The organism is Mucilaginibacter sp. UR6-1 (assembly GCF_020880975.1).
Lineage (GTDB): Bacteria > Bacteroidota > Bacteroidia > Sphingobacteriales > Sphingobacteriaceae > Mucilaginibacter.
Map to the genome: position 1 here is coordinate 444467 of NZ_JAJIWP010000003.1, position 22253 is coordinate 466719.

At 45.3% G+C, this 22253-nt stretch carries 17 protein-coding genes; 9 read left to right on the forward strand and 8 right to left on the reverse strand.

The window, feature by feature from the left end; genetic code table 11:
* The first annotated feature begins 29 nt into the window (after positions 1–29).
* On the forward strand, positions 30–506 hold the full coding sequence (locus LJ707_RS12390) for a DinB family protein (protein ID WP_228951372.1): 477 nt from the start codon (positions 30–32) through the stop codon (positions 504–506).
* 160 nt (positions 507–666) lie between these two features.
* Here the strand turns inward: LJ707_RS12390 and LJ707_RS12395 are convergent, their stop codons facing one another.
* Positions 667–1968, reverse strand: coding sequence for an alpha/beta fold hydrolase (locus LJ707_RS12395; RefSeq protein WP_228951373.1), 1302 nt, complete (start codon positions 1966–1968; stop codon positions 667–669).
* 175 nt (positions 1969–2143) lie between these two features.
* Here LJ707_RS12395 and LJ707_RS12400 point away from each other — a divergent pair, with 175 nt between their 5' ends.
* Complete coding sequence (locus LJ707_RS12400) at positions 2144–4588, forward strand: outer membrane beta-barrel family protein (RefSeq protein WP_228951374.1); 2445 nt, start codon at positions 2144–2146, stop codon at positions 4586–4588.
* Here the strand turns inward: LJ707_RS12400 and LJ707_RS12405 are convergent.
* From LJ707_RS12405 to LJ707_RS12415, 3 genes are read right to left on the reverse strand one after another with little or no spacing between them, the layout of a single operon-like run.
* Entirely contained in the window at positions 4585–4800 is a 216-nt protein-coding gene (locus LJ707_RS12405) for a KTSC domain-containing protein (protein ID WP_228951375.1), read from the reverse strand. The genes LJ707_RS12400 and LJ707_RS12405 overlap by 4 nt on opposite strands.
* Before the next feature lie 40 nt (positions 4801–4840).
* Entirely contained in the window at positions 4841–5200 is a 360-nt protein-coding gene (locus LJ707_RS12410; RefSeq protein ID WP_228951376.1) for a DUF1634 domain-containing protein, read from the reverse strand.
* A 1-nt stretch (position 5201) separates the two neighbouring features.
* Positions 5202–6038, reverse strand: a complete 837-nt coding sequence (locus tag LJ707_RS12415; protein ID WP_228951377.1) for a sulfite exporter TauE/SafE family protein — start codon at positions 6036–6038, stop codon at positions 5202–5204.
* A gap of 147 nt (positions 6039–6185) precedes the next feature.
* Between LJ707_RS12415 and LJ707_RS12420 the strand changes: the two genes are divergently transcribed.
* The gene (locus LJ707_RS12420; protein ID WP_228951378.1) at positions 6186–7115 is read left to right on the forward strand and encodes a 1-phosphofructokinase family hexose kinase; all 930 of its coding nucleotides are present in this window, start codon (positions 6186–6188) and stop codon (positions 7113–7115) included.
* A gap of 836 nt (positions 7116–7951) precedes the next feature.
* On the opposite strand, the gene LJ707_RS12425 is transcribed toward LJ707_RS12420, so the two are convergent.
* From LJ707_RS12425 to LJ707_RS12435, 3 genes are all read right to left on the reverse strand, one after another.
* On the reverse strand, positions 7952–11341 hold the full coding sequence (locus LJ707_RS12425) for a ThuA domain-containing protein (RefSeq protein WP_228951379.1): 3390 nt from the start codon (positions 11339–11341) through the stop codon (positions 7952–7954).
* Between the two features lie 71 nt (positions 11342–11412).
* On the reverse strand, positions 11413–13506 hold the full coding sequence (locus LJ707_RS12430; protein ID WP_228951380.1) for a plastocyanin/azurin family copper-binding protein: 2094 nt from the start codon (positions 13504–13506) through the stop codon (positions 11413–11415).
* A gap of 21 nt (positions 13507–13527) precedes the next feature.
* Positions 13528–14970: a DUF1080 domain-containing protein gene (locus tag LJ707_RS12435; RefSeq protein ID WP_228951381.1), complete on the reverse strand. Its 1443-nt coding sequence runs from the start codon at positions 14968–14970 to the stop codon at positions 13528–13530.
* Between the two features lie 248 nt (positions 14971–15218).
* Between LJ707_RS12435 and LJ707_RS12440 the strand changes: the two genes are divergently transcribed.
* The 3 genes from LJ707_RS12440 to LJ707_RS12450 are packed head-to-tail and all read left to right on the forward strand — an operon-like array spanning position 15219 to position 18542.
* Positions 15219–16379 carry a glycosyltransferase family 1 protein gene (locus tag LJ707_RS12440; protein ID WP_228951382.1) on the forward strand — a complete coding sequence of 387 codons (1161 nt, stop codon included), beginning with the start codon at positions 15219–15221 and terminating at the stop codon, positions 16377–16379.
* Positions 16376–17380, forward strand: coding sequence for a lysylphosphatidylglycerol synthase transmembrane domain-containing protein (locus LJ707_RS12445; protein ID WP_228951383.1), 1005 nt, complete (start codon positions 16376–16378; stop codon positions 17378–17380). The genes LJ707_RS12440 and LJ707_RS12445 overlap by 4 nt, the downstream gene beginning before the upstream one ends.
* On the forward strand, positions 17355–18542 hold the full coding sequence (locus LJ707_RS12450; protein WP_228951384.1) for a glycosyltransferase family 4 protein: 1188 nt from the start codon (positions 17355–17357) through the stop codon (positions 18540–18542). The genes LJ707_RS12445 and LJ707_RS12450 overlap by 26 nt, the downstream gene beginning before the upstream one ends.
* On the opposite strand, the gene LJ707_RS12455 is transcribed toward LJ707_RS12450, so the two are convergent.
* Positions 18511–19380: a phosphatidylinositol-specific phospholipase C/glycerophosphodiester phosphodiesterase family protein gene (locus LJ707_RS12455; protein WP_228951386.1), complete on the reverse strand. Its 870-nt coding sequence runs from the start codon at positions 19378–19380 to the stop codon at positions 18511–18513. The genes LJ707_RS12450 and LJ707_RS12455 overlap by 32 nt on opposite strands.
* Positions 19381–19561: 181 nt before the next feature.
* Here LJ707_RS12455 and LJ707_RS12460 point away from each other — a divergent pair, with 181 nt between their 5' ends.
* The 3 genes from LJ707_RS12460 to LJ707_RS12470 all read left to right on the forward strand — a co-directional run bounded on the left by LJ707_RS12460 (position 19562) and on the right by LJ707_RS12470 (position 22040).
* Positions 19562–20458, forward strand: a complete 897-nt coding sequence (locus tag LJ707_RS12460; protein WP_228951388.1) for a CorA family divalent cation transporter — start codon at positions 19562–19564, stop codon at positions 20456–20458.
* Between the two features lie 244 nt (positions 20459–20702).
* A complete protein-coding gene (gene trxA, locus LJ707_RS12465; protein ID WP_194101136.1) occupies positions 20703–21020 on the forward strand; it encodes a thioredoxin in 318 nt (105 codons plus the stop codon).
* 99 nt (positions 21021–21119) lie between these two features.
* Positions 21120–22040 (forward strand): DUF58 domain-containing protein, encoded by a 921-nt coding sequence (locus tag LJ707_RS12470; protein ID WP_228951390.1) that lies wholly within the window; start codon positions 21120–21122, stop codon positions 22038–22040.
* Positions 22041–22253: the final 213 nt, after the last annotated feature.

Consider the following 22253-nt stretch of genomic DNA (forward strand, 5'->3'; position numbering starts at 1 on the left):
GCGATTGTTATCATTCAAAATACGCACTTATGAATTCAAACCACGATACACTGATAAATGAACTGATTACGTTGCTGACAGGTAAAGGGGCACATGTAAGTTTTAGCGAAGCTGTTGAACGCCTGCCGGCAAACCTGCGCGGCGTAAAGCCCGATAATATGCCTTACAGCATTTGGCAATTGGTTGAGCATATACGTATTGCCCAATGGGATATGCTGGAGTTTAGCCGGGATACCAGCCATGAATCGCCCAAATGGCCGGATGAATACTGGCCCGATGAAGCCGCGCCAGGGAGTGATGATGCCTGGGATGCGTCGCTTAAAAAAATAGATAGTGATCTGCAGGAGTTTATCAACCTGTTAAAAAATGCAGATAATATTTATGAACCCTTTGGCCATGGTTCCGGTCAAAACCTGCTGCGCGAAGCTTTGCAGATAGCCGATCACACCGCCTATCACACCGGGGAGATCTTAGCTATAAGGAGAATGCTGTGCGCATGGACGTAATAGGAGATTTTTGTCATTCCGACTGAGGTACGAAGAGGAATCTGTCGCTATATTAATAAGCGCGGATAGATTTCCTGCTATCGCTTCGGAATGACAATCAAAAACGTCATTGCGAGGTACCAGGCAATCTTTGAAGTGATTGGCTTAAAGCATGTGAGCTCTACTTCACCTTTCCAACAAAATCAACTATGCCACTAACCAGTTCGGGTTTCAGGGGCAGGTCGGGGTTGCTGTAGGTGGCCATGTTTTGTTTGGTATCAGCAGGTGCTTCCTTTAATATATGGTTCATGCCGGTGATAATGAGCAATTGCGCATCCGATTTAGCTTTTTTTAGCTTTTCGGCCTGTGCAACAGGTACCTGAATATCGGTAGTGCCCTGTACAATGAGCACCGGCATTTTAAGTTTCTTGATCTCACGCTGAGGATCATACCTGCACCACGACATCAGGTAGTTTTGTATGCTGGGGCGGGCAATAAAATACAGCGAAGCATCAACATTGGGAGTGGTTTTACCTCTTTTAAGGCTGTCGAGCACACGCTTAAAGCCGTCGGCAATATACTTTGGCTGTGTTTTCATCTGCTCAATTAATATCTTCTCGGCAGGGTCGCCGGCACCGGCAACTGATACATAGCCCTTTACAGGGGCATCATTAGCGGCAAGCATGCCCACCAACGAGCCTTCGCTGTGACCCAATACTATGATCTTTGAAAATTCGCCTTTGTCATTAACATCGTTTATCAGGCCAACGGCATCCTCAACCATATCCTCAAACTTTAGTTCTGCCTCTTTGGTGGTACTTGCCGACTGGCCAATCAAGCGCTTATCATACCTTAAAGTGGCAATTCCTTTTTTACCCAGCTCATTAGCTAACTGTACATAAGCGTTACTGTTAACACCCAGCTTAGGGCTGTTGCCATTACGATCTGTAGGGCCTGAGCCGGCAATAATGAGCACTAACGGCACCTTGCCATCAGTTTTAGGCTTTACCAGTGAGCCCGATATATTGCCCGAAAATGTTTTGAGCGTGTAAGGTGTTTCAGTTAGCGAGGCATCAATGGCTGTTACGGCCGGAACTGAGGATGCAGATGCCTCATACGGGCTAAGCAGCAAACCCATGTATTGGTTTTGCGCATTCAGGGCTACATTAAGGGTAAAAGTGGCCTTTTCAAAATTGGCTTTATAAACGGATACGTTTTTTTCCATCTTCAAAAAATCGGCATTTTTTAACATACCCAACTGGTTTTTGAGCTGTATGGTAGTGGTACGAAACTGGTCGGCGGTTAAGGCCGCTTTCATTTCGGTACTAAAGCGAGCGTACACGCTATCCGGGTGGCCGGTATTGTATTGTTTGATAAAATACTGAACAGCTTTTTTGTTGGCTTCAGGCTCGGCCTGGGCAAACAGGTTAAGCGATGCTATAGTTAGAACGATGAAAGTAACGAGCGTTTTTAAAGTAGTCATTTTTAAACGTCATGTATAATTAGGTACAAGGCAAAGCTAATCAAAAAAACGTGTGTGTTAAGCCTGTTATGGCAACAACATATTTCGATGATTGGCGTAAAAAGCTTATTATTGTGATACCATCATAATCAATTGCCCTGATGGTACGCTGCAGATCTTCTTCCTGATTGTATTAATGAATATACTGACCCGATCCTTTTTATTGATCCTTTTTGCATTTGCGTGCACGCAAAGTTTGGCGCAAACCGGGTTAAAAGGGATTGAAGGTAAAGTATTAACAGAGGTTATGCAACCCGCTGATGCTGCTACGGTAAGGTTACTTCATCATCCTGATTCTCTGCTAATAGCCACTACCATAAGCGATAAGAACGGCTTTTTTGAATTCAGGGATATTAAGCCCGGAAAATATTTCATCGCTATAAATAAATTAGGCTATAACAAGTTTTATACGTTGCAATATGTGGTGGCCGAGGGTAGCGGCAATATAAAAACGCCCGATGTAAAACTTGTGCCCCTCAACTATCAGCTCAAAGAGGTTAAGGTAACCGCCAAAAAGGAGTTTGTGGAGGTAAGGCCTGATAAAACCATTATCAATGTTGAAAAAAGCATTGTATCGGCAGGTAATAATATGCTGGATGTGTTGAAGAACGCGCCCGGGGTAAAGGTATCGGGCGAGGAGGTGTTGTTCAAGGGCGGGCAAAAAGCGCTGATAGCCATCAACGGAAAGGTAACCCAGCTTACCGGCGAACAATTAGCCGAATTGCTGAAAAGCTATAATAGCAGTATGGTCAGTTCGGTAGAGCTTATCGGTAATCCATCGGCCAAGTATGATGCCGCGGGTGGCGGCCTTATCAATATTGTGCTTAAAAAAAACCGCGACCTGGGCTGGCGCGTCAGCACTACGCAAAGTGCTGCCGTAGGCGAAAATTATAAGTTTAACTCAGGCATAAATCTTAACTATCGCGCTAAAAAAGTGAACCTGTTTGGCAGTTATATTTTTACAGCCAGCGAGGTGCCCCGTTTTTGGGATGTTGACAGGCTGATCACCATAGGCCCGAATACATCTGATTATAAAATGCGCTACAAAGGTACCACCCGCCTTAAAAGTTACACCTTTAATACCGGTGCTGATTGGGCAGTATCGCCAAAGCAAAATATTGGCTTTATATTGCATGGTTACGCCACACCGGCCGATATTGATAAGCGCAACACCACCAACATAGCTTATAACGGTGTGCCCGATTCGGTGATTACCACCAGGTCAGGCATCAGCAGGAATATTTATAACCTGAATTATAACCTCAACTACCGTGGTTTTTTCGGTAAGGATAATAAGCATGTACTGTCTGCCGATATGGATTACTCGGATTATAACCGCCGGTCTGACGAGGAATTACGTAACGACTTTTTCAACCCTGCCGGTGTGCAGGTGCGCGACCCTTTGTTTTACCGGGTAATATCTCCTGCCGACATCAATATCTACTCGGCCAAGATTGATTACACCCGGGTGCTATCGTCATCGGGCAGTGTTGATGCCGGTGTTAAGGTAAGTAAAGTAAACAGTGATAACCGGATAGATTTTAATGAGCAGGTTGACGGTAATTTTCAGCTTGTACCCGGCCTTACCGATCATTTTGTATATAAGGAACGCATTGAAGCCGGTTATGTAAATTATCACACAAAAATAGGTGCTACTGATATTACCGCCGGGTTGCGTGCCGAGCAAACCCACGCCAACCGTACATCATATAATCCTAACCGCGTGGCTGATACTTCGTACTTCAACCTTTTTCCGAGTATCCAACTAATAAGGGGCGTGGGGGAGAAGCACCAGTTCACCCTGTCATACAATCGCCGTATAAGCAGGCCTAATTACCAGGACCTTAACCCCTTTGTAGCTTATATCGATCCGTACGCTTTCAGTACCGGCAACCCATTTCTTAAACCGCAATACGTAAACTACTTTGAGCTTGCCGATACTTATCTGATCAAATTTAAGGCTGCTTTAAGTTTTACCGCAACCAACGATTTTTATACCACCATTTACGAGCAGAACAATGCCACCGGTGTTTATACTACTACCAAAAGTAACGTGGCTAACCGCCATGTGTACGGGTTAGAGATCACTGCGCCTTTTGATGTTACGCCCTGGTGGCAAATAAACAGTTACTTTGAATTTAGCCACAGCCGGTATTTTTATAAGGATGAAAATGCCGGTAATAAACACGCTTATGATTTTCTGACCCAAATCAACCAGTCATTCAGTATAACCGATAAGTTTAAGGCCGAGGTGAATGCCAATTACGAAACGCCAACCTACTTTGGTATCAAGAATTACCGGGAGCAGTACTACTTCAGCGCGGGTATGAGCCATATCATTCTGCACGACCAGGGTACCATACGGCTGGCTATGAGCGATATTTTTAACACGCAGATTGACAGGTATGATACCCGCTATTTAAACCTGAACATGCGAGGGCGCGAAAAGCCGGGAACACGCTTTGTAACCGTAACGTTCAATTATCGTTTTGGCAATAGTACATTGAAAGCCGCGCGTAAGCGTACAGGCGGTGCTGCCGAGGAATTATCCCGTATGGGCGGCAGCAGTAACGAGAATTAAGGCATGCGTCGCTCTTTGAATTTTCCCTTGATCTTTTTTACAAAAAATCGCCCCAGCGAGTCGGAGTCAATAAATTTTTTGAAAGCGGATGGTTTGAAGTTAAAGTATTGCCACACGCCGCCATTATCCCTGAACTCCAGTTCGAGGGTTTGGCTTTCGGTATCGTAACCAATACTTTCCAGGGCTGATGATTCTACGTGCACGCGTTTCATAAACTATCCGGTAAACTATCAAAATATGTACCATGTTGAATTAGCCTGCCTTGCCGCTAAGCATACTGAATATGATGATACCCAGTACCAGTACCGTGATGGCGGCATAACGGTAATCCTTTTCGGCAGCGAAGCCTATAGCCGAAAATATAAGGCGTACTACCGGGGTGGCTATCAGCAGCATAATACCTACCTGTATAATGGCCCTGCCCCGCAATTCAAAAACACTGGTAAATAGGTTTGCCGGTTTTACATAATCCGGAATGCCCTTAAAGGTTGCATAGTCAACCACCTCGTGCCCATGCCTTGATAGGTAAATAACACCGCCCAAAAAAGCGATGCCTATTGATGTAAATACACCTATGCGCAGCAACTGGCCAATAATTATCTGTATCCTCATCTTAAATTCTCCCTAATAAGCCATTATAGATCATCTGTATGGCCAATATTAAAATAATGCCTGCAAACAGGTATTTAAGCCATGCGGCTGATGCGGTGCGCACCAATATTTTTGAACCGCTTAAAGCACCCAGCACAACCCCTATAACCACCGGCATGCAAATACCCGGATCAATATAACCGCGTTGCAGGTATACCACGGCACTTGCGGCTGCGGTTACGCCTATCATAAAGTTGCTGGTAGTAGTTGATACCTTGAAAGGAATACGCATTACCCCATCCATGGCCACAACCTTTAACGCGCCCGAACCGATGCCTAATATGCCTGATATGATACCGGCTACAATCATCATACAAAAACCACCGGCAACGTTAATAACCCGGTACGCGATAAAACCCCCGCCTTCCGGAAACTGCCCGTCGAGCTTCAGTTTTTCAGCCAGGTAGCTTTTTTTAAGGTTTACTTCGTTTGATTTCTTTTTTAAGGATATAATGGCCGAAAATATGAGCACAGTACCAAAAAGTATGGCAATAAAGTGTGCGGGTATAAAGGCGGCCAATATAGCGCCCGTGAAAGCGCCGATGGTGGTGGCTATCTCCAAAAATATGCCCAGCCGCATATTGGTAATACCCTCCTTAACATAGGCCGCGGCCGACCCGGATGACGTGGCGATAGCCGATACCAATGAGGCGCCGATAGCGTAATGAATATCAACCCCGAGAGCAAGCGTAAGCAGCGGAATGACCACAAACCCGCCGCCAAGGCCGGTTAATGAGCCTAATAATCCGGCGGCGTAAGCACCGGCAAGTAATATCAAAGTAAACGTTAATACAGTCATAAGCACTATCCTCTCGTGCTGCAAAAGTACAGTTTTTACAGCACGATGAACGTTAGAATACCATTAAAAAGCAGTTGAAACATGTATGCCCGCTAAAGGATGTGTATCTTTGCGCCCGAATTTGATAAAGATAACATACCCCTTGTTATGAAACATATATTAACGCTTACATTAAGCCCCACAATAGATAAGAGTACATCGGTTGAGAAAATAGTTGCCGAACATAAACTGGAATGTAATGAGCCTAAATTTGAACCGGGCGGCGGCGGCATCAACGTATCCCGTGCGTTAAAAAGGTTAGGTTTACAATCAACAGCGGTATTTACCTCGGGCGGTTTAAGCGGCAAGCTTTTGCAGGAATTGCTTGAACATGAGGACATAGCGCAGCACCCGATAGAAACATATCACCCCACACGCGAAAACTTTATAGTAGTTAACCGTGCCTCAAATGAGCAATTTCGTTTTGGTATGCCCGCGCCTGCCCTTATTGCCGGCGAAGAGGATAAGATACTGAAAGAGGTAAAGCAAATGGCGGCAAAAGCCAGTTATATTGTGGCAAGCGGCAGTATACCAAAAGGTGTAAGTGCCGACTTTTTAGCTAAGATAGCACGTATTGCCCACCAGGAAGATGCCCGTTTAGTGGTTGATACATCAGGCGAAGCACTGGAACAGGCCATTGAAGAAGGTATTTATCTGCTTAAACCCAACCAAAGCGAACTGCGTAAGCTTACCGGTATGGAAGTTGACGATAATGAATCGCTGGAAGAGGCGGCCCGTATTATTGTTAACAAAGGCAAATGCGGTATTGTGGTAGTATCAATGGGGCCGCAGGGCGCTTATGCCATTACTAAAGATCAGGCTGAATTTGTGAGCGCTCCATCAGTAAAAAAGCGCAGCACCGTAGGCGCGGGCGATAGTATGGTGGCCGGTATGGTTTACGGTTGTGTAAACAATTACGATTTGGGCCATATAGTACGCATGGGCATAGCCTGCGGCAGCGCGGCCACCATGAACCATGGTACCGAACTGTTTAAAACTGCAGATGTTGACCGTTTATATGAATGGCTGACGAAATAGATAGATTATAAAAGTAGCTTGTCATTTCGATGCGTCAGCGAGAAATCTGCACAAATTTATAGTAAGGCGGTAGATTTCTCCTCGAAACTCTTAGAATGACATTAAAAATATAATAAGAAAAAGTGGGCGGTACTGGCAGAAAACCGGGCCGGGAGTATGGACTGTGAGTGTGGAAGGTTTTTTCTGCCTTGACTTTTGGTTACTTTGTATCTAAGACAAAGCAACTGGCCTCTAAGAGCAGACAGACGATGATTATGCACAGGTATTAATTAAAAAATCCCTTTATTACCTGTCCTAAATTTCTTTTGAACGATCAAAAGAAACAAAACTTAGCGTTAGCGATCTCATGAGTACAACTAAAATAAACAATAACGAATAAATCGCCGGCTGTTTAATTTTCTATTAAAGGTAGTGCATCATCCTGCTATCCGAAAATTAAAAGGCCGGAAATTTAAATTATGATCGTGTTGTACTTAAAAGGAAAATTTTCTTTTGTGAATAATTTGGAGAGTTAAAGAGCGAGGGACTGGCAGAAAACCGGGCCGGGAGTATGGCCTGTGTGTGGAAGGTTTTTTCTGCCTTGACTTTTGGTTACTTTGTGTCTAAGACAAAGTAACTGGCCTCTGCGGCTAAGAGCAGGCCGACGATGATTATGCACAGGCATTAAATTTAACAATCGCTTTATTATCTGTCCTGAATTTGTTTTAAGCGATCAAAAGAAACAAAACTTAGCGTTAGCGACCTCATCAAGAAAAGCAAAAATAATTTATATAAAAAAGAATAAAACAAAAAGCGCCCTGCTATTAAACAGGGCGCTTTTATAATAATGGTTTTTGCTACAAGGGCACAAACCTTATTGCTTTTAGCAATGGCGGGTTCTTAGTTGCCGTGGTTTGCTTTACTTCAATAAAATAATCGCGCAGGGCAGGGGTGGTGGCTTTTACCAGCGGTATGGTTGCCGTAGCGTTTTGCTTACCGGCCGCGAAACTGATAGTGCCGCTGCCTAATTTAGCGCCGCCTTTACCATTATAAACGGTTATGGTGTAGCTTGATGCTGCACTGTTGCCTACGCCGCTAAATTCAAGGGAGGCAATGCCTGCCGGATCAAACTTACCGGCCTTGAAGCTGCCTGTAGCGGCAGGAAACACCAGGTATTTGGTACCGGCTGAATCTTTGGATGCAAAACCGTTTACTGCGGTAAACTCACCGGCCTCAATAATATTGCTGCGTAATATGGCAGCGCCTGTACCTGCTAACGGCCTTATGCCATTCGCGCCTTCGTCGGTATAGTTAGCTTGTATGGTATACACCATATTTTGCTTGCCTGCATCATTGGTTTTAGGGGTTATCATGCCACTGGCAGGCAATGATTTTGGTTTGTTATCATCCGCCAGTGAGCGTATCCAGCCAACGATGAGCTTGGCATCGTCCTCTTTTAATGATGGATGCGCAGGCATGGCCACTTCGCCCCAAACACCGGCGCCGCCTTTGATGATTTTATTGGTAAGATGCGTGTCGGCATCTTTAGCATCTTTATATTTTTGTGCAACCTTAACAAATGCAGGGCCTATCGAGGTTTCATTCTCCTTATGGCAAGCCTTGCAATCCAGCGTTAGCATAATGTTTTTACCAATGGTTGTTGCCTGTATTACCTGGTGGCCAAGGTTGGCACCGGCTTTATCAGTACCTTTCAGCATATCGGCAGAAACATACAGGTTAGCCGGGTTAACTGTTGCGCCTTTATCGGCAACGCTTACATTGTATTTAACAGGTTTGCCGGGGAAGAAAAAGCTGCGGTTACTGCTTACATTAACAGCTACTGTTGGCCGCGCGTTACCGGCGTAAACGGTTACCGTATTGCTTGTGGTTGATGCCTTTTTACTGTCTATAACATCAACGCTCAGTTCATACTCGCCTGCTGTGGCTACTATGTGTTTTAAAACAGGCATTTTGGTAACCTTTTTAGTTTTGCCAATGTGCCAAACGTAGGTAAGCGCGTCCTTTTCAGGATCAGTGGCTTTTACCCTTGCCGATATGGTAAGCGGTACGTTGCCGCTGGTTTTATCAACATTTAAAGCAGCTATTTCAGGCGGACGGTTACCGGCAAGGTAGTCAATACGTGATATGGCAGCGTCGGGGTTTTTATTAAACCAGCCGTTACCGTATTCAAGCACGTAAATACGGCCATCAGGGCCGGCTTCCATATCTATCATGGAATTGAATTTCATACCGTCAACAAAAGGCTCTATCTTATCTACGTCACCCTCCGGTGTTTGTGATACGGCCTTGATCCATCCGCGCACAAAATCGTAAATAATCAGCTTGCCGTTATAGTAAGATGGGTAACGTGTACCTGCCGGATAGTCTGCCGTATAATACACCGGGCCTGCCATAGCTGTACGGCCGCCACTGCCCAGTTCCGGAAAATCAGGAGATACGGCGTACGGGTACCAGATGTAGGCCGGTTGCGCAGGCGGCAACTCGGTTAAACCGGTGTTGTTGCGTGAGTTATTCATCGGCTTCGCCGGATCAGATGGCGCGCCGTTTTCATTGGTTGTATAGTTGTGGATGTTGTAGGCATAATTATTGCCTACAAACAGCGGCCAGCCAAAGTTACCAGCTTTGCGTGCCTGGTTCACCTCGTCATATCCGCGCGGACCACGGGTGCCAATACTGTCAACATTAGCGTCTGGCCCAACCTCACCCCAGTACAGATATCCTGTTTTTTTATCAACCGATATACGGTAAGGGTTACGGTTGCCCATCACATAAATTTCGGGGCGGGTTTTGGCCGTGCCTTTCGGGAACAGGTTACCATCCGGAATATCGTAAGTGCCATCGGCCTTCACTTTTATACGGAGTATTTTGCCGCGTAAGTCATTAGTATTACCTGCCGAACGGCGGGCATCATACTGCTCATGTCCGGGGCGGTCATCCATCGGGCCAAAGCTTTGTGTCGGGTATTTTTCGCCGGGCTCATCAAACGGTGTAGAGTTATCTCCAGCCGAAACGTACAGGTTATCATCTTTACCAAACGCAATGGAACCACCGGTGTGGCAGCATATCTCGCGGGTGGTTTTTACCTCCAATATCACTTTTTCTGAGCTGTTATCCAGCGTATCCCCTTTAAATACAAAGCGCGACAGGCGATCAATTGACTCGCTGCCCGCAGGACTGTAGTACATGTAGATGTGGTGGTTGGTAGCATATGCCGGGTCGGCGGCAATGCCCAGCAGGCCTTCTTCGCTGTTTACGTTGGGTACGCTGGTTTTAAAGTACACATTTAGCAGGCCAACCTGTTTAACCGTTTTTTTAACGGCATCGTACTTCATCAGTTCGCCGCGGCGCTGCGCTACCAGTATATCAAAGTTGGGCAGTATGGCCATTTCAGTAGGTTCAAAAAAAGCGCCCTCTACCAGTACACGCTTTACAAAGCGGTTAGTTTCGGGCACGCGTTGCGTTTTGGCTTTACTGTAATCGATTGCATTGTTATCGCCAATAGCGTATTTTATGCCCCCTAAAACATGTTGCAAATACTGCGCGTCAGCATATGATTCATCAGTATGACCAAGTTCGGTATAAAATGCACGGCCGCCATCAAATTCATGATACCAGGCCATTGGGTGCTTGTCGCCATTCTCGCCGCCCTTGTAGCTTTTTTCGTCAATGTTGATCAATACCTTAACGTTTGGATTAAGCTTTTTAAAGTTATACCATTCGTCGGTACGTGTCCAGGTATCAGGCAGGTGTTTGGTTGATGGGTGGTTTTTATCAACCACATTCAACACGGCCTGCTGTGGTGCCGGGTGGCTTTTAAAATAACCGCCAACCAAACGGCCATACCAGCCCCAGCCATACTCGGTATCGCTTGCGGCATGTATGCCCACAAAACCGCCTCCGGCCTGTATGTAGCGTTCAAAATCAGCCTCCTGGTATTGGTCGAGTACATCGCCTGTAGTGCTTAAAAACACAACGGCGGCATACTTTTTCAGGTTAGCTTCGGTAAACGCTTTCGCGTTGGTGGTGGTATCCACATCAAAATTATTTTCGGTACCCAGTTTAATAATGGCGTTAAGCCCTTTGGGTATGGACGAATGGTGGAAGCCCGCTGTTTTGCTGAATACCAGCACCCGTGGCTTGGGCGCTATTTTTCCGCATAAAAACAGCACGATGCTAATGCCCATAATGGCAAAGCCCGATAAGCGTAAATAAAACGTACTTTTCACAGTTAAAATTGGTTTTAAAACAAATAAACCGGTAACTAAGTACCGGTTTATTATGTATGGTGTAATGTTGGTTAATTCACTGTTAGTGTGCCCTGCATCACGTAGAAGTGCCCTGGTACAGTACAAACATAAGTATATTTTCCGGGTTTGGTTGGTGCCACAAAGTAAATGGTTTGTGACCCGCCAGGCCCTACCAGTGTAGTATTGAATAATACCTTTGGCGTATTAGGTATATGGCTCAGTTTAACGCTTTGCAAGCCAAGCTTCATGGCCAGCTCGCCAACCGGAACAGCCTGCCCGTCGGGTACTACCACAAAGTTGTGCGGCATATCATCATTATTGCTGAAGGTAAGCTTTATTTTACTGCCCGCTTTTACGGTAAGCTCGCTCTTATCATACTTAAGGCCCGGCTTGGTACCAAGTGTTATGGTTTGATCGATGCTTGTCCATGAAGCAGGTTTGGTAAGCTGGTTCTTTTTCAGGCCTGAACCTTCAGGGGTTTTGGCTGCCGCTGCTTTTGCAGGGGTTTGTGTTGGCTTGCCCATGTTCATATGGTCATGGCCAGCCATTTTTGGCGTACGTTTAGGTACGTTCAGCTTAGCGCCTTCAGGTATGTTGTTAAGCGTATAGTATGCTACAGGGTGTAATACCTTGGCAGCGCTGTCAGCCGAAACGATCTTATCGTCAAGCGTTATCTCATGAACATATTTTTCGCGCAGGCCGTCAATCACCAGGCGTACTTTTGTACCATCCTCTGATACGATTGCCGCGTTAACCACGTGCTGCTGCTCGCGAACTGTGTTACTACCGTAAACCGGGTGGTATTTGTAAATAAAGCCGGTAATAGCGTAAGCATCCGGATCGGCAGCCGCTTTTTTGTTAACAGGTTTGGTAAACTCAATCTCAAAACCATCAGGCATGGCCTTAACGGCTTTCATTTCAAACGGAGTGCGTTTGCTCCAAACTACGCGCTCCAGTCCAAAATCCTTCGGACCTTTTGAACCCCAGCCACGGTTGGTTTGGCCTACGAAGAGTGAGCCATCATTACCCCAGGCTAAACGTAATACGCCTGATTCAAAACCCTCACGGAAGGTGAAGGCAGCGCCCTGGTATTCGCCTTTTACCTGCTCAAGGTAAACACGGTTTAGGCGGCTTTGGCCCTGGTCGCCAATAATTACCTGCCCTGCAAACGGACCAAAACGGTCGTCTTTTGGTATTTGTATCATTGATGAGGTTGATGTGCCTAAAATAGAATGTGGTAACCATACCGTTGGCAATTTCATGCCAGGTACTTCTTTAGCTACCTCAAAAAATGTTTTGTACGGACGGTTCGGATCATCATCCTCAATTTTACCCTGGTTAAAGCGAGGGTCAACACGAGAATAGATATCCTGGGTACGTGCCTTAACCGGTGATTCCGGACGGTCAGCCCAGTTTAAACCTGCGGGATGACCTGCAAAATCGCCTTTGTTTAACTGCATCATGTGGCCCGAGCCTACCCAGTCGCCCTGGTTTTCAGAGTAAAAATATTTACCATCAATCAGCCCCTGGCCGGCAGGTGAACGTAAGCCGGTAGCAAAAGGCATCATTTTACCATCAGGGGTAATTTCCATTGTCCATGCTCTCCAGGGCACATGGCTTTTACCACGCCACCATTCAAAGCCATCAAAGCCAACGTTGGCATTAACCATAAAGTTACCGTTAGGCATAATTACAGGGCCGTACGAGTACTCGTGGTAGTTACCGGTTAATGGCCATGCAAATACGGTTTCGTAAACATCAGCCTTACCGTCGCCATTCTTGTCAACCAGTTTGGTCAACTCGCCGCGCTGCACGGCATATAACGCGCCATCTTTATAGGCAAGGCCCAGCAGCTCATGCATGCCGGTTGCAAACTTGCGGTAGTGCGGCGTAGTGCCGTTAAGCATGTACGGGTTTTCAATAATGTACACATCGCCACGGCGGGTTGATGCCGCCATATCGCCGTTAGGCAACAGGGCCAAACCGCCAACCTCAAGCTCAATACCTTCGGGTATTGGCAGGGTAACTATGCGGTAAAAATCCTTTTCGGTAGCCCCGGCTTCCTTATTTTGCGCTTTAGCTGTAAACCCAACAACGGCAGTTACAGATAAAGTAAGTAGTATATTTTTTACAGTAGCTTTCATTTATAACAGTATTTGTTGAGTTTACCAGATAAGTGAGTATTTAACCGAAGCACCTTTATCGGCATCTTTTATTGGGATAAGCAGCTCCTTGCCGTTGCCTGCTGTGCGCAGTACCGGCTTGGTGCCTTTATCAAACTGTACGTAGTACTCGTAGTTGTTTACCGCGTACATGCCGTTGCCGGCATCAACAATATCGCTGCCGGTTGCGGCGCGCAGGTAAAGTTTATCCTTAACGGGGCCGTTAACCGTTACCACACGGGTAAGGCTGCTGCCGCCATCGCTGGTAAGTTTATCATCAACTTTTAGTTGGCTAACCTCGTATTTAAAGGTTGGGTAGCCTTTATCATCCAACTCATAACCACGGCTGCGAAATGCCTGGTTGGCAAGCAGCGAATCAGGCCATGCGTTGGTTTCTGAAGCTAATACGGCCAATGATGGCGCATCGTTCAAAGGTATTTTGCTGCCGATAACAGTGGTATTACCATCACCACGGAAAAGCCACATTGGCGTACCATCAACAAAGCCGCCTTTCCATACCTGGAACAGGGCACCGGTACCCAAGTCGTACGAGTAGCTGATGTTGCCCGGATAGCCTACGTTAATAGCATGGGTAACACGTTTTTTATCATTAATGTCAACAAAGCTGCGCAGTAATACAGGTTCATCGGTAACGGTAACAAATACTTGTTTTTCGCTAAAGGTGCGGCCTGAGCCGTCAGTCACCTTACTACTTACGTTAGTGCTGTATTTAATATTTTTGAAGGCAACGGCACCATGATCGCCTTGCAGGCGGATAGGGCCGGTGGCGGCTTCGTTAGGGAATGCAGAGCCGCGGGTTGGGCCTTGCAGTTCGGCATTTTCAATAATGGTTACGCCGTTAAGCTCTATTTTAACAATGCGCGCATTGGCTGTTTTTTTGCCTGCCGCATCAAACTTAGGTGCCTGAAAAACAATATGTATGTTTTGCCACAGGCCCGGTGCACGGCTCACGTTAATGCGTGGTACCACACCCTCGTAAGCAAACTGGCCTTGTGGGCGGCTTTCATCCCAGCGCGGGTATACAGCGCCCAGATCCTGATAGGTAAGTTTATCCTTACCCCAGGCATCGCTTAATTGAATTTCGTAACGGCCTTGCAGGTATATACCCGAGTTTGAGCCTTTAGGCATCAAAAAATCGGCACTTAGGTCAATATCGCCATGCTCAAAGTTGGTAAAGATGTCTTCATTTTTACCCTTGCCCGGGATGGTTACCAATATGCCCTGGCCGTCTTTTTTTTCCAGAACTTCATCTTTGCTAAAATCGCTTTTTACCGAACCGGCAACTGACCAGTTGGCTGATGGCTTTTTAAAAGCCGAAAGATCACTCAGAGGTACCTGTGTGTCCTGTGCGGCAACGCCAAAAGGTAAAGCAGCAGCCGAGAGAAACAACAGGGATGTTGTTTTTAGTAAAAGGTTTTTTCTCATAATCATTTTTATCGAGGTGGGCTAATATAGATATTTTGGAGATACCTGAATAGCTTGATTAGCTTGTTTTTAAAAATTACTGTAATGTCTAAACAAAATGTTACAAAACAGCGCTGATTGTTCATAATTTGATAACATTATCCAACTTTAATCAGCCTGCTAAAAAGCCATAAACAATATTATTTTAATAATGAGATTACACAACAGCCATAGTTTTGGGCATGATGTACCGCAGAAAAACAAGGGTTGTGTTTTTTTCAGAAATATTGGATAAGGACCATGACGGGGCTGTGCGCACCATGTACCAGCTCATCAGCCGCATCAACCCGGAGTTTTTTGAATTTTTATTTATTTGCGGCACCGGGCCTGATGAATTATATGGCTTTGAATGTGTAAAGGTACCTGCCCTTACCGTACCTGTTAACCGTAATTATAAACTGGCCTTACCCGGGCTGGTGCAAGTAAGCCTGAAAGAAAAACTACGGACATTTGATGCCGATGTGGTACATATAGCAACACCATCGTTATTAGGTGAGTTTGCGCTGAAATATGCCCGGCAGGAGCGGTTGCCGGTGATCAGCATTTACCATACACACTTTATATCATACATTGATTATTACTTTAAACACACGCCCTTTTTGATAGATTTTGTGCGCTCAAGGGTGATTGACGGGCAGCGCAATTTTTACAACGGATGTGATACCATCTATATGCCGTCCGAGGGGATAGGTAAATGGCTGGCAGGTATCGGTGTAAAACCGCATAAAATGAAAAGCTGGAAACGTGGTATTGATACCGGTTTGTTCTCGCCGGCAAAGTATGATGCCTCCTTTATGCGAAATGTAACCGGCAATAACGCCCCGGTGATACTGTTTGCCAGCCGCCTGGTTTGGGAAAAGAACCTGGAAACCTTATTTGATATATACGATGGTTTAAAAGCGGCCAACACACCTTTTAACATGGTAATAGCGGGTGATGGTAAAGAGAAACCCGTTTGCCGGGAGCGTATGCCCGATGCTTTTTTTACCGGCAAGGTAGATCATGACACGCTATCTGTGTTGTATGCCTCGGCAGATGTGTTTGTGTTTCCATCGGTATCCGAGGCATACGGTAATGTGGTTTTAGAGGCCATGGCATCAGGCCTGCCATGCGTTATTGCCGATGGCGGCGGTTCGGCCGATTTTATTGAGCAGGATGTTAATGGTTTTAAATGCAAGCCTTACAATGCGGATGAATACATCAGCAAAATAATGCTGCTTATAAATGATGATGCCTTGCATAGCAGGGTTGTACAGGCAGGCTTAAAATATAGCAGCGCATTTAACTGGAATGAGCTTGCCTCGGTATACTTTAATGATGTTAACCAACTGGCCAAGCAAACCCGTGGCCGGCTACTGCCTGCTGAATGAAGTATCTGAAGGTATTAATTATTGTTGCCATACTGATATGCGCCTGGGTATTTCTTCGCCATACCGATCTTAACAAAGTTGGTAGTTCCCTGCAGCAGGTAGGATTCCACTTTATATGGCTTTTGCTGATAAGCGCGTCCTCATATATATGCGGTACCATTGCATGGCGCAATTGTATGGGTGAGGATGGTAAGCATGTTAAACTTGCCCAACTGTTTTGGGTACGACATGTTGGCGAAACGGTAGGCATCATCAATCCCACAAGTATTGTGGCGGGCGAGGCGCTCAAGATTTATCTGCTGCGCGATCATCCGATAGAAAAACAGGTAGTGGTTACCTCGGTACTGCTATCGCGAGTGCTGATGATGGCTACACAACTACTCTCGTTACTTATCATAACCATACTGGCCTTTGCTTTTGTACCTGCGCTGCATTTTTCGTTAAGTATAGCCGGTATGGTGCTGGGCATACTCGCCGGTGTAGCAGTATTTATTTACCTGCTGATAGTATTATTTAAAGGGTTAGGCAAAACACGTTTGGGCAATTGGTTCGCCAATAGTACCGAAAAGCTGCGTACAAAGGTTAGCGAAGCAAGTGCAGCTATCCGCGCTTTTTATTATACCAACAAAAAGGATATGCTGATAGCCTGCTGCTTTTTTATGCTGCACTGGGCATTGGGCTCGCTTGAGTTCTACATCATCCTGCACTTGCTGGCTACCGGAGCAGGTTTTATACCCGCCATGTTTGTGGATATGAGCGTGATCATATTTAAATCGGCCGGGGCGTTTGTGCCCGCGCAAATAGGGGTGGAGGAGTATGGCAACAAATTGATGCTTGCTACTGTAGGCATAACCGCTGCCGAAACCTGGGTAACGGCATCGCTGCTGCGCCGTGCCCGCCAGTTATTCTGGATTTTGCTGGGCCTGGTGGCTTATTTTTTTATCGACAGGAAACGAACGACCACACTTTACCAAAATGGAGATCCTGTTTGTAAGTCATAAACACCCGCCCGCAACCGGCGGTATGGAAAAGCAAAGCTACGAGCTGGTACGCGGGATGAAAAAGCATGCCCGCATACATGCCATTGTTTATAAAACGGGCACAAGCAAGCTGCGCTTTTTTATGTCGCTTAACAGGCGTATTGTGGCTATGTGCCGTAAGTACCCGGGTATAAGCGTTATTCATTACAACGATGGGCTTATGGCGGCCATATGTATGCGCCACAAAGGGTACGAGCACTTAAAACGTACTGTTACCCTGCACGGGCTGGATGTGGTTTTTCCTAACAACACTTACCGCCGCTCGGTGCTGCCCGAATATAAAAAGTTTGACAAGATATTTGCCGTAAGCAATGCCACGGCAAATGCCTGTATAAAGTATGGCATCCCGGCAGAAAAAATAAAGGTGATAAGCAACGGCGTTGATGCCTCCATTGCTGATTGCCTGCCGCAACCCGCGCTGGTTAACGATATAGCCGCCCAGCATGGCCTTCAGCTTGATAATAAACGGGTACTGATATGCATGGGCAGGGCTGTAAAGCGTAAAGGTTTTGCGTGGCTCATAAAACACGTTATGCCCGCATTGAGTGATGATTTTACCTTGCTTATTATAGGCCCGTTTAAACCACGCGCCCCGTTTGCAGATAAAATAATACGTTCGTTACCCCCTAAAACGCGCAGGCAGGTAACCTCTTTTTTAGGCTGGCCTACTGATGAGGAGGAGATACGCAGGCTGTTGCAAAAATCAGGTACGGCTAACCGGGTAAAGCACCTGGGGCGCTTACCTTTTGAGGATATATTGCAATTGCTTATGGCGGCCGAGGCATTTATAATGCCTAACATACGTGTACCCGGCGATCTGGAGGGTTTTGGCCTGGTATGCCTTGAGGCCTGTTTGTGCGGTACCAAAGTTTTTGCCTCAAACATTGAGGGAATAAAGGATGTAATAAGCCACGGGCATAATGGCTATTTGCTGCCTGCTGCCAACAAAGCTGCGTGGATAGATGCACTCAGCAAGCTGAACAGCCAACCACGGCACTATAAACTACAACCAAAGCAGATAAAGGCATACACGATGAAGCACTTCGGTTGGGATAAAATGGTAAAAGAATACCTGGATTGCTTTGAGGAACTTACAGCGATGCAACCCGCGCCTTTTTTGTGAGATTGATATTTTCATTAACTGATGTATTGGTGATAAGGAATTTACGTAACATCGCAAGTTCGTCGGTATTAATGAGGTCTACACCGCAGCTCAGTAATTGCTTCCATACGCATTCTTTTTCGGGCGATGCCCACAGCCGAACCTTTTTGCCCATGCTGTGCGCTTTGGTAACGTAGCTGCACAATAGTCTGCGTTCGTCATCGGGCATGGTGCCGTTGCCGTCCCAGTTTAACAATGAGCTGTATTTGCAACTGGCCATCTGGTAAACATTGGCATCGCATTTATCCTTGCCTACATCGCGCAGGTCCTCATCAATAAAAGCCAGGCGCTGCTTTTCGTTTTTTATGGACCGGTAAGGTTTATTGCCTGATAGTACAATGGTTACCTGCCGCTTTTGCAACCTGCCATTCTCGTAACTTGACAGTATGGAGCTGTATTTTTGCAATAGAGGTTTCAGGGCGCGATAAGTATCTTCAGCACCGGTTTTTATGTCGATCATCAGGGTTACGGGCGTATCGTACCCCTCAAATACATTGCCCTGCTTTTTAATACGATCAGCCAGTGGTTTCAGGTACAGTTTTTCGAGCGTTCGGTTACCCTGAAAGAACGGGAAAAAATGTGCCACCACCATTTCGCCATTGATGTAAAAAATGTCGGCCTCAATATGGGTGTAACCATTATCCAGCGCGTCAAACAATGGGCGTTTGTGCCAGTAATCGTTGTGGGCAAAGCCATTTTGAAGCGGGATTTTTTGAGCCTGGCCGGGTAAGCCGTTGCCAATGAGGAATAACAGGGTGGCGGTTTTAAGGAATTTTACTATCAAACTTTTCGTTCGCATATTAAGTTAAATTTCTTAATTCAAATGTCGGTTTAGGGTATGTTTAAATGATAAAATCAAGGTTAAATAAACTCTAAATCAGTAAGTTTTAAATTAATTTATTGTAATTAGCCATCAAAATACACCATCAGTATCACGAACTTATTTACGGTGATGATGTTTAGTTATTTTAATTTGTGTAATGCTTAGACAACTTGCCAGCAAAAAGGATAATGATTTTGAGTGGATCGATATATATGAACCACAGCATGAGGAGATACATGAAACCGCCCAAAAGTATGGTTTACACGAGGAACTGTTAGATGACAGCCTGCAACCCGACCACCTGCCCAAGTATGAGCAGATGGAGCATTACGCTTTCATTATTTTCAGGATACATACCGATACCAGGGTACGTGAGGCCGATACCGTGCAGCAGCTTACCCATAAGGTAGCCATATTTTATGCTAAGGATTTTATTGTGACCATTCACCGTAAGCCGCACAAGCTGATAGATACGCTGGGCGAGGAAGTGAAGAAGGGAAAATGCAACAGTAGCTATCACTTGCTTAACAATATTATTAAAGCCTGCCTGCTTACTTATGATGAACCATCAAATCACCTGTCGCGTAGTTTGGAGTATTATGAGGAACAGATATTTTTACGCACCCGAAAGGCGCCGCTTTTAAAAGGTATGTATTTTTTAAAACGCAAAGCCGACCTGGTAAGGCGTATGCTGATGCTGTCATATGATATTATTGATACCATTGATGCCGAGGAGGGGGATGTGAACACCCGCGATACCCGCGACCTGTATGTACGCCTGCAAAATATTTATGATGCCTTGTCCGAAAATATAAACCACCTGCTTAACCTGTATTTTAACGTATCCGCGCAGCGCACTAACGAAACGGTACGCATACTCACCGTATTCTCGGTGTTTTTTATGCCGCTGACCTTTATAGTGGGCATCTACGGAATGAACTTTGAATTTATGCCCGAGCTGCACGAAAAGTATGGCTATCCTGGGGTTTTAGGCGTAATGGTAATTATTACAGTGCTGATTTACCTTTGGTTCAGGCGCAAAGGGTGGTTATAATGCTGATAAAATATGTCCTGCTATTATAAGTCATCCGGATACTTAATACATGAAAGAACTTGGAATAGGTTAACATGTTAATAAAAACTTTGCGCCCTTTTGGCATAAACCATTACCTTTAGCGTCACCCAAAAGTTACTCTGGCAGGTGTAGATAATCTGATTGTCACAATGTCAGCCCTGTACTTGTGGCAAGCAATTTGATTAGTATATATTTGTATAACAAAATTTAAAAAGAAGAAATCATGGCTTTAGAAATAACTGATGCAAACTTCGAGGAACTTGTATTAAAATCAGATAAACCGGTATTGGTTGATTTTTGGGCAGAGTGGTGCGGCCCTTGTCGCATGGTAGGCCCGGTAGTTGAGGAGTTGGCTAAAGAATACGATGGCAAGGCCGTTGTAGGTAAAGTTAACGTAGATAACAATCCCGGCATATCAATGAAGTTCGGCATCCGTAATATTCCAGCGTTGTTGTTCTTTAAGAATGGCGAGATCGTTGACAAACAGATCGGCGCGGTGCCAAAATCAATTTTAGCAAATAAACTGAGCGCTCAGGTATAATGCTCCTGTCGTTTTCTTTAATATAAAATAAGCGGTGCTATATAGTGCCGCTTTTTTTATGCGTTATGGTTTCACCGGTCAAATAACTACTTTAGTATAATGGCAAAATTAAGCGACGATCAGCATATCAGGCAACTGGCTAACCTTGAATTGCTGGCCAGGCAGGTGGTTGAGGGTTTTATAACCGGTTTGCACCAAAGTCCGTTTCATGGCTTTTCGGTAGAGTTTGCCGAGCACAGGCTGTACAATAATGGTGAGTCGGTTAAGAATATCGACTGGAAACTGATGGCCCGTACCGATAAGCTGTTTGTTAAACAGTTTGAGGAGGAAACCAACCTGCGTTGTTACTTATTGCTTGATACCTCATCATCCATGAATTATCCTGAAAAGGGTACCAGTAAATTACAGTTTTCTGTTTACGCGATAGCATCGCTCATGTACCTGCTCAAAAAACAGCGCGATGCCTTTGGATTATGCACTTTTGCCGACAAAATTGATTTTTTAAGTAGCGCACGATCAACAGGCACACATTTATACTACCTGTTTGCCGAACTGGAAAAGGCCTATACCAACGCGCAGATTAATACTACTACAAACATTACAGGCGTGCTGCACCATATTGCTGCCGAGGTACACCAGCGCTCGCTCATTATTGTTTTTAGCGATATGCTCGAGAATAGTGTTGATAACGATAAATTGCAGAAACTGTTTGCCGCCATACAACACCTCAAATTCAGCAAGCACGAAGTGGTGATATTTAACGTAACCGATAAAAAGCACGAAATTGATTTTGAGTTTGATAACCGCCCGCATCATTTTATTGATATGGAGAGCGGCGAGGAGATCAAAGTACACCCTAACCGCATACGTGAAGCCTATCGCGCATCCTTACAGCAATACCGCCATCAGCTCGAACTCAAATGCGCCCAGTACAACATAGACATAATTGATGCCGACATTAGTGCGGGATACAATGATGTGCTGAAAGCGTACCTTATTAAACGAAACAGAATTATTTGATCATTAGGCGTTGGTCATTAGTCATTGGGCATTTATAATTAATCATTAATGAATTATTTACATTGATGATAGCTGTATAAATATCATTGCCGAATGCCCAATGACAACTCTAATGACCAACGCCCAATCACAATTATAAAAAAAAATAAACCAATCGTTTTGCGGATTGTGTTTAGTGGTATACGCAACATTTTTTGCGTTTATTGAGTAAAA

Coding starts and splice junctions, on each gene's coding strand:
- LJ707_RS12445 (WP_228951383.1), top strand. CDS start 16,376: ATGAAGTATCTGAAGGTATTAATTATTGTTGCCATACTGATATGCGCC.
- LJ707_RS12405 (WP_228951375.1), bottom strand. CDS start 4,800: ATGAAACGCGTGCACGTAGAATCATCAGCCCTGGAAAGTATTGGTTAC.
- LJ707_RS12410 (WP_228951376.1), bottom strand. CDS start 5,200: ATGAGGATACAGATAATTATTGGCCAGTTGCTGCGCATAGGTGTATTT.
- LJ707_RS12430 (WP_228951380.1), bottom strand. CDS start 13,506: ATGAAAGCTACTGTAAAAAATATACTACTTACTTTATCTGTAACTGCC.
- LJ707_RS12455 (WP_228951386.1), bottom strand. CDS start 19,380: ATGCGAACGAAAAGTTTGATAGTAAAATTCCTTAAAACCGCCACCCTG.
- LJ707_RS12470 (WP_228951390.1), top strand. CDS start 21,120: ATGGCAAAATTAAGCGACGATCAGCATATCAGGCAACTGGCTAACCTT.
- LJ707_RS12420 (WP_228951378.1), top strand. CDS start 6,186: ATGAAACATATATTAACGCTTACATTAAGCCCCACAATAGATAAGAGT.
- LJ707_RS12395 (WP_228951373.1), bottom strand. CDS start 1,968: ATGACTACTTTAAAAACGCTCGTTACTTTCATCGTTCTAACTATAGCA.
- LJ707_RS12460 (WP_228951388.1), top strand. CDS start 19,562: ATGCTTAGACAACTTGCCAGCAAAAAGGATAATGATTTTGAGTGGATC.
- LJ707_RS12400 (WP_228951374.1), top strand. CDS start 2,144: ATGAATATACTGACCCGATCCTTTTTATTGATCCTTTTTGCATTTGCG.
- LJ707_RS12435 (WP_228951381.1), bottom strand. CDS start 14,970: ATGAGAAAAAACCTTTTACTAAAAACAACATCCCTGTTGTTTCTCTCG.
- trxA (WP_194101136.1), top strand. CDS start 20,703: ATGGCTTTAGAAATAACTGATGCAAACTTCGAGGAACTTGTATTAAAA.
- LJ707_RS12450 (WP_228951384.1), top strand. CDS start 17,355: ATGGAGATCCTGTTTGTAAGTCATAAACACCCGCCCGCAACCGGCGGT.
- LJ707_RS12390 (WP_228951372.1), top strand. CDS start 30: ATGAATTCAAACCACGATACACTGATAAATGAACTGATTACGTTGCTG.
- LJ707_RS12415 (WP_228951377.1), bottom strand. CDS start 6,038: ATGACTGTATTAACGTTTACTTTGATATTACTTGCCGGTGCTTACGCC.